This is a genomic window from Bradyrhizobium ingae, from assembly GCF_055791185.1.
Window position 1 is genome coordinate 32175 of the sequence record NZ_JBVUBB010000004.1, and the last position, 13051, is coordinate 45225.

The 13051-nt window shown below is 64.2% G+C and carries 12 protein-coding genes; 4 read left to right on the top strand and 8 right to left on the bottom strand.

Features of this window, described 5'->3' with window-relative positions:
- Positions 1-13 precede the first annotated feature (13 nt).
- Positions 14-1033: a TRAP transporter substrate-binding protein gene (locus tag ACV1FX_RS07335; protein WP_473116879.1), complete on the bottom strand. Its 1020-nt coding sequence runs from the start codon at positions 1031-1033 to the stop codon at positions 14-16.
- Positions 1034-1503: 470 nt separating this feature from the next.
- Here ACV1FX_RS07335 and ACV1FX_RS07340 point away from each other — a divergent pair, with 470 nt between their 5' ends.
- Positions 1504-2700, top strand: a complete 1197-nt coding sequence (locus ACV1FX_RS07340; RefSeq protein ID WP_473116880.1) for a M24 family metallopeptidase — start codon at positions 1504-1506, stop codon at positions 2698-2700.
- Here ACV1FX_RS07340 and fsrB read toward each other — a convergent pair.
- From fsrB to ACV1FX_RS07370, 6 genes are all read right to left on the bottom strand, one after another.
- Positions 2643-3983 carry a siderophore utilization protein FsrB gene (gene fsrB, locus ACV1FX_RS07345; protein ID WP_473116881.1) on the bottom strand — a complete coding sequence of 447 codons (1341 nt, stop codon included), beginning with the start codon at positions 3981-3983 and terminating at the stop codon, positions 2643-2645. The genes ACV1FX_RS07340 and fsrB overlap by 58 nt on opposite strands.
- Positions 3984-4040: 57 nt before the next feature.
- The gene (locus ACV1FX_RS07350; protein ID WP_473117213.1) at positions 4041-6026 is read right to left on the bottom strand and encodes a TonB-dependent siderophore receptor; all 1986 of its coding nucleotides are present in this window, start codon (positions 6024-6026) and stop codon (positions 4041-4043) included.
- Positions 6027-6542: 516 nt separating this feature from the next.
- Complete coding sequence (locus tag ACV1FX_RS07355) at positions 6543-7370, bottom strand: hypothetical protein (RefSeq protein WP_473116882.1); 828 nt, start codon at positions 7368-7370, stop codon at positions 6543-6545.
- A 96-nt stretch (positions 7371-7466) separates the two neighbouring features.
- Positions 7467-8141: an HAD family hydrolase gene (locus tag ACV1FX_RS07360; protein ID WP_473116883.1), complete on the bottom strand. Its 675-nt coding sequence runs from the start codon at positions 8139-8141 to the stop codon at positions 7467-7469.
- Between the two features lie 189 nt (positions 8142-8330).
- Positions 8331-8996, bottom strand: a complete 666-nt coding sequence (locus ACV1FX_RS07365; RefSeq protein ID WP_473116884.1) for a methionine ABC transporter permease — start codon at positions 8994-8996, stop codon at positions 8331-8333.
- Positions 8986-10107 carry a methionine ABC transporter ATP-binding protein gene (locus tag ACV1FX_RS07370; protein WP_473116885.1) on the bottom strand — a complete coding sequence of 374 codons (1122 nt, stop codon included), beginning with the start codon at positions 10105-10107 and terminating at the stop codon, positions 8986-8988. Before ACV1FX_RS07370 ends, ACV1FX_RS07365 begins: the two co-directional genes overlap by 11 nt.
- Before the next feature lie 350 nt (positions 10108-10457).
- Between ACV1FX_RS07370 and nthA the strand changes: the two genes are divergently transcribed.
- The 3 genes from nthA to ACV1FX_RS07385 are packed head-to-tail and all read left to right on the top strand — an operon-like array spanning position 10458 to position 12123.
- Positions 10458-11081 carry a nitrile hydratase subunit alpha gene (nthA, locus tag ACV1FX_RS07375; protein WP_473116886.1) on the top strand — a complete coding sequence of 208 codons (624 nt, stop codon included), beginning with the start codon at positions 10458-10460 and terminating at the stop codon, positions 11079-11081.
- Positions 11081-11740, top strand: coding sequence for a nitrile hydratase subunit beta (gene nthB / locus ACV1FX_RS07380; protein WP_473116887.1), 660 nt, complete (start codon positions 11081-11083; stop codon positions 11738-11740). Before nthA ends, nthB begins: the two co-directional genes overlap by 1 nt.
- Complete coding sequence (locus ACV1FX_RS07385; protein WP_473116888.1) at positions 11740-12123, top strand: nitrile hydratase accessory protein; 384 nt, start codon at positions 11740-11742, stop codon at positions 12121-12123. The genes nthB and ACV1FX_RS07385 overlap by 1 nt, the downstream gene beginning before the upstream one ends.
- 104 nt (positions 12124-12227) lie before the next feature.
- Here the strand turns inward: ACV1FX_RS07385 and queC are convergent, their stop codons facing one another.
- The gene (queC, locus tag ACV1FX_RS07390; RefSeq protein ID WP_473116889.1) at positions 12228-12941 is read right to left on the bottom strand and encodes a 7-cyano-7-deazaguanine synthase QueC; all 714 of its coding nucleotides are present in this window, start codon (positions 12939-12941) and stop codon (positions 12228-12230) included.
- Positions 12942-13051: the final 110 nt, after the last annotated feature.

The following is a 13051-nucleotide window of genomic DNA, read 5'->3' on the forward strand; positions in this document are numbered from 1 at the left end:
CGGCCTTGATGCGTTATGACAGCTTGCCGACGGCCTTTTCCAGGAGATCCCAGGCCTGATCGCCGTACTTGCTCTTCCACTCGGCATAGAAGCCGGCGCTCCGCAGCTTGTCGCGGAACGGCGCAACCGCAGGCTGGTTGAAGGTCAGGCCCTTGCCCGCCAGCTCCTGCTGGAGATTGGCGTTGAGCTTGGCGGTATCCTCACGCTCCTTGATGGCGGCGGCGTTGATGTTCTTGGCGACGATGGCGCGGACGTCCTGTGGGAGCTTTTCCCAGGCACGGCGGTTCGCCAGGAACCAGAACCCGTCCCACATGTGATTGGTCAGCGAGCAATACTTCTGCACCTCGTAGAGCTTGGCGGTCGAGATGATCGCCAGCGGGTTCTCCTGGCCTTCGACGACCTTGGTCTGCAGCGCCGAATAAACCTCGCTGAAATTGATCGAGGCGGGTGCCGCATCGAACGCCTTGAACATCGAGGTCCACAAGGGCGACACCGGAACGCGGATCTTGAAGCCCTTCAGATCGTCCGGGCCGTTGATCGGCCTGGTCGAGGACGTGGTCTGGCGGAAGCCGTTGTCCCAGATCTTGTCCATGACCTCGAGGCCGGCCTTCTTGATCTCGCCGCGGACGTGGGCGCCGAGGTCGCCGTCCATGGCCTTCCAGACCGTGTCGTAGTCCGGGAACGCAAAGCCGATGCCGTTGATCGAGGCCGCCGGCACCAGCGTCGCCAGGATCAGACCCGAAAGCGTGAAGAACTCGACGCCGCCGGAGCGGATCTGGCTCAGCATGTCGGTGTCCGAGCCGAGCTGGTTGTTCGGGAAGATCTGGAGGTCGAACTTGCCGTCTGTCTCGGCTTTGATCGCCGCAGCCATCTCCTTGGCGCGGACGTTCAGCGGATGGGTGTCCGGCAGGTTGTTGGCGTATTTGTACGAAAACTCGGCCGTCTGGGCGCGCGCCACATGGGGCGCTCCGATACCGCCAAAAACCGCGGTCGCGGCGGAGGCCTTGAGAAGCGTGCGTCGGGAAAAGCTCATCGGGGTTTGCTCCCAAAAGGTTTGTTGTTGTTCTGAGATGCAAACCTATACGGACGGACGCCTTAAGGTCATCTGCGATCTCGCGAGGTGTCGCTTATTGCAGCGGAGTCGAGCCGCGGCAATATCGGCTTTCGGAGGTGCAAGCGCACGACCAAAACCTGCAAAACAATCCATGCAAGGTAGCGCCTGATGGCTCATAGCGAGATCGAGGGTCCGAGGATTTGGAAGCGCGACCGAATGCAGGCTGCGAGGAGTTCAGCCTAAATAACTGATCTAATTAGATATAAAAATATTCCATAATATACCTTATGCGAATTACGGATATGAACTTGCAGATCAGTCCGGACAATTCCACAGCTATCCGGAACCCCGCTCCCGGCTCACAATCGCTTGGCAAACCAAGCTCAAAGCCAAGAAGCCCAAAGCCAATCAGACGGGCGGCGAAGACCGCTACTCATGGGAGGATCGTCATGCAGGAGAACGTCGCCCGCGCGCCTCAGGCTCGCGCCATTCCATTCGATGCCGCCAAGCTCGACGCGCTGATGGAGACCGCAGGTCTCGACGTCCTGATCGCGACCTCCAAGCACAATGTGCAGTACCTGCTGGGCGCCGAGCGCGCGATCTTCTTCGACTACATGGATGCGATGGGCGTCAGCCGGTACCTGCCGGTTCTGGTTTATCCCAAGGGCGCGCCCGGCAAGGCCATCTACATCGGCCATCGGCTGGAGACCCATCAGCGCGCCGTGGCGCCGCCCTGGGTGGCGCAGGTCCGGACCGAGTCCAGCGGCTCGGTCGATGCCGTCAAGCGGGCCGTTAACGTCCTGAAGGACGGAGGTGTGCCGATGAAGCGGGTCGGGGTCGAGATGGCATTCCTGCCGATGGACGCAGGCAAGGCGCTGGTCGACGCCCTGCCCGGTGCCGAGCTCAAGGACGCGCTTTTCGTGCTGGAACGCCTGCGCGCGGTCAAGTCGGCGGCTGAGCTCGCCAAGCTCAAGACAGCCTCGGAGCTCGTGATTGCGTCCATGCTGGAGGTGATTTCAAAGCACGGGCCGGGCACGACCAAGCAGCAGCTCTCCGACGCCTTGCGCATTGCGGAGGCGCAGCGCGGGCTGACGTTCGAATATTGCTTGCTGGCTTGTGGCAACAGCCACAACCGGGCGCCGTCGCCGCAGCGCTGGGAGCAAGGCGATGTGCTCTCGCTCGACTCCGGCGGCAACTATCACGGCTATATCGGCGACCTCGCCCGCATGGCCGTGCTGGGCGAGCCGGACGGCGAATTGAAGGATCTGCTGGCCGAGATCGAGGCTGTCCAACGTGCGGCCTTTGCGGCCGTCCGGCCGGGCGCCCTTGGCGGTGCGATCTATGCCGCAGCCGAGCAGGAGCTGGCGAAAATCAGCCAGCGCGACTGCACGGATTTCCTGGCTCACGGCATGGGTCTCGTCAGTCACGAGGCCCCTCGCCTGACCGCCAAGGGTCCGGTTCCCTATGACGACCCGGATGCGCGCCTGCCGCTGGAGCCCGGAATGGTGGTGTCGATCGAGACCACGATGAAGCATCCCAAGCGCGGCTTCATCAAGCTCGAGGATACCGTCGCGGTAACGCCGACCGGCTACGAGATTTTCGGCGAGGGCGGCCGGGGCTGGAATCTCGGCGGCGGCGGGCTCTGAGCGGCCCCTATTCGGCTGGCTGTCGTTCCAAGCGGGGTCTCGCGCACGCGGACACGCGCGCGGCGCTTGCGCCACCAGATCACGACGCCGGTGACCGAGAGCGTCGCCACGACGAGCCCCATGATCGAGATCAGGATGCGGCCGAACAATCCGACGATGCGACCCGAATGCAGCGGAAACTGCGCCTGCACGAAGATATCGGCGGCAGTGCCGACCCAGGGCAGCCGCTCGCCGAGCGGACGGCCGTCCTCGCTGTCGTAATAGAGCTGCGCCGGGCCGACGCCGCCGGCACCGTGATCGTCGCCCGGATGAAAGAAGGCGGCGGCATAGACCCCATGGGCCGGGCCGTAGCTGAGCGTGCCGACTGGCGTGGTCCACCCTCGCCCCTTGCCGTCGGCCGCCGCGCGCGCAGCGATTTCCGCAAACGTAACCTTGGGCTCGATGGGACTATCGAGATCTCGGTAAGGCCTCTGCTCATACGGGGTCGGCGTATAGTTCGACACCGTCTTCATCAGCGGAGAGAAAACCTCGAAATAGAGGTTCAGCGAGAATGCCGTGAAGGCGATGACGAATAGCAGAGCCCAGGTCCAGAGGCTGAAGGCCCGGTGGATGTCGAAATTGATCCGATAGGAGCTGCCACTCGTTTTGATCGTCCAGGCCGGTGCCCAGCGCGCCCAGAATCCGCGCTCGAGCTGGCGCGTGACTTGGAGCGCCCGCGCCGCCTTGGCGCGCCGCCGGGCGGGCAGCGTGAGGTAGAAGCCGACGAAGCAATCGATGGTCCAGATGATGGCGATGACGCCGAGCAGGCGCATGCCCCAGCGGTCACTGCCCCAGAATTCCGGGATGTGCATCGTGTAGTGCAGCTTGTAGAGGAACGAGACGACGTTCTCGCGCGTCACCGGCCACACCGCGCCCCAGTAGCGCCGGCCCAGCTCCGCGCCGGTATTGGGATCGAGGAAGACCTGATTGTAGTCGAGCGCGTAGCGCTTGCCGGTCGCGGGATCGATCCGCGGCATCACGAAGAACCACAGCGAGTGCCCCTGCTCCGGCGTCATGAAGAGGTAGACAACGCGCGCGCGGGGATCGCGTTGCTCGATCAGCCCAGCGAGCTCGATCGAGGGAATGGCCGGGCCTTTGCTGGTGACGTCGAACAGGTGGCTGTTCAGGACGTCGTCGATTTCATGGTCCCAGGAGATGATCGCGCCAGTGATGCCGGAGAAGAAAAGGAATCCGGCCGTGAGCAGACCGGCCCAGCGATGCAACCTGCCGAATATCGCTCTCATCGTCGTCTCTCATCGAACGGGTCCGGCAGCTGTTGCCGGACCGTCTTCAGGTTGAATTCACCAGCGGTAGGTCAGCTTGCCGATCGCCTTGCGTCCCTCCGCATAGAAGCAGCCCGACAGGCCGTAGCAGGCGGCGACATAGCGCGTGTCGGCCAGGTTGGTGACGTTGAGTGACAGGCGCCAATTGTCCCTGGTGTAAGCGAGGAGCGCGTCCAGCACGGTCGAGGATCCGACCTTGAACGTATTGGCGTCGTCGCCCCAGGTCGCCCCGACGTAGCGGATGCCGCCGCCGAACTGGACGCCGGCGAGCGGCCCGCTCTGAAGCGTGTAGTCACTCCACAGCGAGGCACGATTGAGTGGCACCGTCGGCGGTGCCTTGCCGACATTGACCGGATCCTGCGACAGCATCGCGTCGACATAGGCGTAGGCAGCGCGCAGGTTCCAGCCGTCGGCGAGCGACATGCTGCCTTCGAGCTCGATGCCGCGCGATTTCACCTGGCCGATCTGCTCGGCAAGATAGAGCGGCGGCGGATAGGTGACGACGTTGTCGCGCGTCAGGTCGAAGGCGGCAATCGTGAACAGGGCATTCCAGCCGAGCGGCTGGTACTTGACGCCGACCTCGTACTGGACGCCGGTCTCGGGATTGAGCAGTTGGCCGTTGGCTGTCGCGAGCACCGGCAGGAACGATTCCGAGTAGCTGACATAGGGCGCGATGCCGTTGTCGAAATTGTACATCACGGCGGCGCGGCCGGTGAACGCGGAAGCATCGGTCGAGGCGGACGTGTTGAAGAGATCGCTGTCGACCCGCGTCGTCACCAAATCCTGGCGGCCGCCGAGCTGGAACGAGAGCCGGCCGAGCTTGATCTGGTCCTGCACGTAGAGGCCGACCTGAGATTGCTTGACACCGGTATTGTCGTTCATGGCGCCGACGGTCCAGTCATAGCTGTAGACGGGATTGAAGACGTTGATCGCGGAGGCCGAGGTCGTGACGCTGTAGCCGGTGTCGCGGAACGAGGTGTTGCGATAATCGAGACCCACCAGGACGGTGTGGCGGAGAAAGCCCGTAGCAAACTTGCCCTGGAGCTGATTATCGACCGCGAAGGAATTGATGTAAGAGTTGCTGGTGTTGCCGACGCGCCCGAGCAGGCCGGCGGCCTCATCGGTGTAGCCCACGCCGTAGAATACCTTCTCCTCGTTGTGCTGATAGGCGTAGCGCAGGTTCTGCCGGAATGTGAGAGCTTCATTGAAGTCGTGCGAGAGCTGATAGCCGACGGTCGCAATTTCGGTGTTGAACGCATCGAAGCTGGGCACGCCGGCGAAGAACGAGACCGGGATGGTGCGGCCGTTGTTCGGCCACACCGTGCCCGAGGCCGGCAGGAACTGGAGGCCCCACCCTGCCCGATCCTTCTGGTAGTTCGCCAGGAAGGTGATGGTCGTCTCATCGTTCGGCTTGATGGTGACGGCGGGCGCGATGAAGACGCGGTTGTCCTTGGTGAAGTCAACCTGGGTCTCGCCGTCGCGGACGACGCCGGTGAGGCGCCACAGCACGGTGCCTTCCTTGTTGGCGGGACCGCCCATATCGAACTGGCCCTGATAGCGGTTGAAGCTGCCGCCGGAGACTGAGACTTCACCGAACTGCTGCGCCGTCGGCAGCTTGGTGACGTAGTTGAGAATGCCGCCGGTGCCGCTGCCGCCATACATCGCGGAGGACGGACCCTTGAGAACCTCGATGCGCTCGGCACCGTAGGGATCGAGGCCGTTGAAATGCGCGTAGTTGCTCGACGGAATCCGCAGGCCGTCGATGTAGAGCCCCGGCATGGTCATGTCGAAGCCGCGGATCTGAAGGCCGCCGAAGCGGGTGTCCGAACCGCCGTTGACGTCGCCGCTGACGCCGGCGGTGTAGCGCAAAGCCTCACCGATCGAGACCGCACCCTGGTTCTTCACCTGGTCGGTGGTGATGACCGAAACCGATTGCGGAGTTTCGATGAGCGGCGTGTCTGTCTTGCTTGCAGTGCCGCTCCGGGTCGCAACGAAACCGCGCACGGGACCGTTGGCGCGTTCGCTGGTGCCTGCATTCGATGCGCTCGGATTCGGCGCCGCTTGCTGCGCCGGAGATCGACGACTGGCGCGCGCCGTACGTGTCATCGTAGTCCGTCGCGACGAGGCGACTGTTGCGGAGCGGGCTCGCTGCTCTGGCGCATCTACCGTGACCGAGGGAAGTTGGGTCTGCGCCCGAACGGATTCAACAGAGATGACAAGAGCGAATGTACTTACGGCTCCGAGGATCATTTGAAGCTGTAGAGAACGCGCGTCAAAACGCGCGCGAAGCTGGAAGTCTGTCACGCTTGTGAGGCCCCACGGTCTGCCGGCTTTGCCGGTATGATTTTTGATGTCTCGCCCTACCGCAGGTCTTTTCCGAGTGCGATAGGCGCGGGGCTAGAATTCCTCCAGACATGTGCGACCAATTCGCCCAATCGCGACCGTTTGCCCGATGCGAGCTTCTTGTCGCTCCCGCTTCGGTGATGGCAGTAGTGAGTTGAATTTGAAGGACAGTGCTCGCTAGCGCAGCGGCAGTAGCTCGATCTGGCTCTGCGCCTTCTTGACGGCGGTTGCGAACCAGTTCTGGTTTGGCGCTGCCTTGGCGAAGCACGCCGTGTGTGCGGCCATTGCCTGATCCTCGCGGGCCATATCGCCCCGCGGGTCCTTCTTGTTGACGGGCTTTGCCATCATCTGTTTCCAGACCTGCTCGCAGGCCGGGATCTCGGCCGTCTTCACGGCGTCGCGGACGGCGACGAAATACACCTTGTCGCCCTGGATCACGACCACGTCGATCTCGCTCGGCGGCCCCTTGATGTCACCATTGCCGCGCAATCCCAGCACTGCGACCGCGACGCTCGCCGCTGCCGGCTTGGTGATCGGCAGCTCCGCATATTTGGCGAAAGCGGCGTCCTGAATGGCAGAGTAGTAAAACTTGTCTGACTTGAACGCCGCGCCAATGTCCTGCGGCATGCCGTCCTCGCGATGCTCACGCAGCCAGTGATCGAGCAGCGCCGTGGTCGTCACCACGGCCTCCGTCTTGTCGGCCTCGGAGTAGAAGGCCAGCCCGTCGAGATGGCCGAACCCCGAGTCTCCTTTGTAGAGCGTGTCGACATTGGACTGCGGGTCAGCGGGAAGCCCCTTGATCGTGATCGGCCCGATCAGATTGCGCAACACCCCTACGAGCTCCTTGAGCGCCGCATCGTGCTGCTTGTAGGTCTCGTCGTTCTCGGGGGCCTTGGTGAATTTTGCGATGTAGCGATCGCGCATCTCGAGGTAGCGCTGCTCGGGTGCGGCTGCGCTTGCACTGGTGACGCATGTGAGCAGGCAGAGCACGCTAAGCCATTTCATGGCGATCCCGCGGGGCTGAGAGCTGTCTTCAGTCTTTGTGCCCGGGTTCCGCGGGAAGGTTCATTCCGGAGTGGGCGTCCTCTCCTCGTGCAGGCGCTAGCGCCGGCCGCCGACCTCGTCGATCCGGCGCAGCATGTCCGCGGGGTCGTCATAGACGCGGAAGGCGCCGGATTGGCGCAGCTCGTCCGGCCCGTAGCCGCCGCTCAACAGGCCGACGCCCAGCGCGCGGCAGCGAACGGCCGCCATCATGTCCCAGACGCTGTCGCCGACCACGACGGCCGTCTCGATCGGCGCATTCAGCCGCGCGGCTGCGGCGAGAAACAGGTCGGGATCGGGCTTTGCATATTTGACCTGGTCGCGCGTCACCACGGGCGTGCGTTGCGGATCGACGCCGAGCGAGGCAAGATTCACGGCCGCGGTCTCCATGCGGCCGCTGGTGGCAATCGCCCACGGGATTTTCGCCTCCGACAGCCATTGCAGCAATTCACGCGCGCCCGGCAGCGGGCGGATCTGGCCTGCCTGCTGCTGGTAGGATGCCGCGTGCGCGCGGCGCAGCCGGTCGATGCGCTGCTCGCTGATCTCCACCCCGATCTCGCGCAGGAGCTGGTTGGTGAAGAGACCACCGCTCATGCCGATCTTGCGATGGATGCGCCAGACCGAGAGCTCGATGCCCTCGGCATCGAGCGCGTGCTTCCAGGCCAGCACATGCTGATAGACGCTGTCGACCAGCGTACCGTCGAGGTCAAACAGGAAGACCGGTTCGATTCGCATGCTAGCTCTCCATCACATGGTCGGTGGCAAGGCGCCCCTCCCCCACCGCGGCATGGAAGCATACGATCAAGACAATAGCTTGTTCCTATAAGCGCGATGGGATCGAATCATCCTCGCGCTTTCATGTTATTGTTTGAGCATGAGCTTTTCGGAAAACCGCTTCACACTTTTCCGGATCATGCTCAGACGTCAGCGATGCCGCAGCCGGCGATTGACCCGCCGCGCCAGATAGTCGCCGGCCGATTGCACCGCCTGTACCAGCGCGATGAGCACGACCACGACGGCGAGCATCATCTCCGGCATGAAGCGCTGGTAGCCGTAGCGGATGCCGAGATCGCCGAGCCCGCCTCCCCCGACAGCACCGACCATCGCGGAATAGCCGAGCAGGCTGACGACCGCGAGCGTGAGAGCGAGGACGAGACCAGGCAGCGCCTCCGGGATCAGGACCTTGAACACGATCTGGAGCGGCGAGGCGCCGAACGAGGACGCCGTCTCGATCAGCCCCGCATCGACCTCGCGGATCGCGGCTTCGACCAGTCGGGCGATGAAGGGCGTCGAGGCGATCGTCAGCGGTACGATCGCCGCCGTCGATCCGATCGACGTGCCCGCGATCAGCCGCGTGAACGGGATGATCGCGACCACCAGGATGATGAAGGGCGTCGAGCGCGTCGCGTTGACGACCATGCCGAGCACGGCATTGACCGCGGGCGCGGCGAACAGCTCGCTTTTCCGGCTGGTTGCCAGGAACACGCCGATCGGCAGCCCGAACACGGTGCCGAGCAGCGCGGCGATCGAGACCATGAACAGGCTTTCGCCGGTGGCCTGGACGATGAGATTGATCATTTCAGGCGACATGGCCGAGACGCTCCGAAGAGAATTGATGCTGGGCGAGCCAGGCCAGCACCTGTTGTGCGGCCCCCTCCCCGCCGGGAATCCCGATGGTCAGCGAGCCGACATGCTGGCCGCCGATCTCGTCGATGCGCGCGGCGAGCAGCGCCACGTCGATGCCAATTTCGCGCGCGAGCCGCGCGACGAGCGTGTCACCCGCGCCCGTGCCGCGCACCTGGACGCGGATCACGGCCCGCCCGCCCGCAACCGGCTGCGCGACGAGACGCGTGGCCAGCGACACCGGCAGGCTGTCGCCGACGACCTCGGCGATGAAGGATTGCGTGATGGGATGGGCAGGCTTGGTGAAGATGTCGGCGACGTGGCCGCGCTCGACGATGCGGCCCGCATCGATCACGACCACCTCCTTCGCAAGCTGCCGGACCACGGACATCTCATGCGTGATCAGAACGATGGTCACGCCGAGCTCGCGATTGATGCTTGCGAGCAGATCGAGAATCGCGCGCGTGGTCTGCGGATCGAGCGCCGAGGTCGCCTCGTCCGACAGCAAAACATCGGGACGCGTTGCCAGCGCCCGCGCAATGCCGACGCGCTGCTTCTGGCCGCCGGAGAGCTCCGAGGGATAACGATCGGCCTTGTCGGCGATGCCGACGAGCGCGAGCAGCTCGGCGACACGCGCCTTGATCTCGGCCTTCGGCCAGCCGGCGATTTCAAGCGGCAGCGCGATGTTGTCCGCGGCCGTGCGTGAGGACAGCAGGTTGAAGTGCTGGAAGATCATCCCGATCGAGCGCTGGGCCAGCCGTAAGTTCCGGCCGGCGAGCGCGGAGATGTCGCGCCCATCGACCACGACGCGGCCGCTGGTCGGCTTCTCCAGCCCGTTGATCAGGCGCACCAGGCTCGACTTGCCCGCGCCAGAGCGGCCGATCACGCCGGTGATCGATCCCCGCGCAATGGCAAAGTCGATGTCCTGCAAGGCATGGACGCCCGGCTTGTCGCGATAGGCCGGATAGATCTTCGAGATGCCTTCGAAGCGGACCATGGCGTCGGACGCATCGCCCGGCGAAATTGCTGCATGTGCCCCGATCGGTTCCCCGACCGCGAGCGCTTGGTGTGCATTCATTCGTAAAACTCTCATTTGCAAGACATCGCCAGCTCAAGCTGCCTGGCGAGGTGGCAGCGGCGAATAAGCGTCAGGCGAGCGGAATTGCCGGACTGCGCGCTGCGTTGCGGCATGCACAATCGCCCGATCCAGCATGTCTTGCAATCGCAGATATTCAGACCGCTTTGGACAAAGCTTTCCCCATTCAGCGCCGTTGGAGAAAATTCGTCCGTGTTCCAGGATCCTGTCTCCGACAATCCATACCGGTCGTTCCGAGGCCCGAACGGAGCGAGAGAGCGCGGAATCCATCGAACCGTAGAGCGCTTGGTGGGCCTCGACAGGCACGGACCGATGCGCCTATCTTGCCTCGCATGAGCAGCGATCATCACCATCATCATGACCATTCGGAACTCTCCGAAACCGAGCTGCGCGTGCGCGCGCTCGAGAGCATTTTGACCGAGAAGGGTTACGTCGATCCGGCCGCGCTGGACCTCCTGATCGAGACATACGAGACCAAGGTGGGCCCACGCAACGGTGCGCGCGTGGTTGCGTGGGCCTGGACCGACCCGGCCTATCGCGAACGATTGCTGAAGGACGGTACAAGTGCCGTCGCGGAGCTCGGCTTTGTCGGGCGCCAGGGCGAGCATCTCGTCGTCGTCGAAAATACGGCCGATCAGCATAACATGGTCGTCTGCACGCTGTGCTCCTGCTATCCGTGGCCGGTGCTGGGTCTGCCGCCGGTCTGGTACAAATCCGCGCCCTATCGCTCCAAGGCCGTAAAGGATCCGCGCGGCGTGCTGAAGGATTTCGGCTTCGAGCTGCCGCAGACGACGAAGATTCGCGTGTGGGACTCGACCGCGGAGATCCGTTACCTCGTGCTGCCGATGCGACCGGAGGACACTGAGGGCTGGAGCGAAGAGCGCCTCGCAGATCTCGTCACCCGCGACAGCATGATCGGCACGGGCCTGCCTAAGCAGCCGCGTGAGGTGGCGTGATGGATGGCGCGCATGACATGGGCGGCGTGCCCTGGTCGGGGCCCGTCATGCCCGAGCCGAATGAGCCTGTATTTCACGCCGAATGGGAGCGGCGTGCTTTCGCGCTGACGCTCGCGATGGCGAAGCCGGGCGGCTGGAACATCGACATGTCGCGCTTCGCGCGCGAGAACCGTCCGCCTGATGAATATCTCAGCAAGACCTACTACGAGATCTGGCTCGCTGGAATCGAACGGCTGATGCAGGAGCGCCGGCTCGTCGGGGCCGACGAACTCGCTGCCGGAAAGGTGCTGCACCCGGCCCGGCATGTCGACAATATCCTGAAGCTCGACGACGTTGCGGCCGTGCTTCGTCGCGGTGGTCCGACCGAGCGTGAGACCAAGCGCCCAGCGCTCTTTGCGGTCGGCGATCGCGTGCGCGCCAAGGATATTCACCCGGCAACTCACACCCGCCTGCCGCGCTATGTCCGCGGCCACGTCGGCCGCATCGAGCTCGTGCACGGCAGTCACGTGTTTCCCGACAGCAACGCGCAAGGAGCCGGCGAAGACCCGCAATGGCTCTACACGGTCGCATTCGCAGGGAACGACCTGTGGCCTGACGCGCCAGATCCGAACCTCAGCATTTCGGTCGACGCCTGGGAGCCCTACCTGGAGCGCGCGTGATGCAAGCCCAGTCGCAAGCCGCGCGCGACGCCGTGAGTGCGATTCCGAGCATTCCCCGCGATGACGACGGCCCGGTGTTCCGCGCGCCCTGGGAGGCGCAGGCTTTTGCCATGGCACTGACGCTGCATGAGCGCGGCCTCTTCACCTGGAGTGAATGGGCCTTGGCGCTCGCCGAGGAGATCAAGCGCGCGCAAGAAGCCGGCGATCCCGACACCGGCGAGACCTACTATCTGCACTGGCTCGCCACCCTGGAAAAACTCGTCGCCAGCAAAGGCGTCACCTCCGCGGAGACGCTGCACCGTTACCGCGACGCCTGGGATCACGCAGCCGACCGCACCCCGCACGGCCAGCCGATCGTGCTGCGAGCCGAGGATTTCGGCTAGTCGTCCCAGCCCACACTGTCGTTCCCAGCGACCCGGCTACGCCAAGGCTTCGCCGGGGCGCGGGCGATGACAGTGCGGAGATGGTAATGACGGCGTCGTGACGGCTACTTGCGCGCCACATACTCCGTCCATCCCTTCGCCCGCAGGCTGCACGCGGGACACTCGCCGCAACCATAACCCCAGTCATGCTGCGCGCCGCGTTCGCCGAGATAGCAGGTGTGGGACTGCGCGCGGATCAGGTCGACGAGACCATCCCCGCCCAACTCATGCGCGAGTTGCCAGGTCGCGGCCTTGTCGATCCACATCAGTGGCGTATGGAGCTCGAATGCCCGCGCCATGCCGAGCGAGAGCGCGCCCTGCATCGCGCGAATGGTCTCGTCGCGGCAGTCGGGATAGCCGGAGTAGTCGGTCTCGCACATGCCGCCGACGATATGAGAAATGCCGCGCCGGTAAGCGAGCGCGGCGGCAAAGGTCAGGAATACCAGGTTGCGGCCGGGTACGAACGTGTTGGGCAGGCCATCGGCGCCCATCGCGATTTCGACATCGCGCGTCAGCGCCGTCTCCGACACTGCGGCCAGCGTCGGGATCGAGAGCGTGTGGCTCTCCCCTAACCTGGCCGCCCAATCGGGGCGCAAGCGCTTGAGGCCCTCGACGAGGTGCTCGCGACAGGCGAGTTCGACCGCATGGCGCTGGCCGTAGTCGAAGCCAAGCGTCTCCACGCGCGCAAAGCGGCTCAGGGCCCAGGCGAGGCAGGTGGTGGAATCCTGGCCGCCAGAGAACAGCACCAGGGCGGTTTCGGACGAAAATCGTTCGCTCATGGGCGCGATTTAGCACCGTGTGCGAGCGTCGCCAATCGGTGGAAATCGGCTCATTTCACGGCGTTGTGCTGGGAACGCCGGGCCGCTTGCGGCATAAAGCCGACATTGAG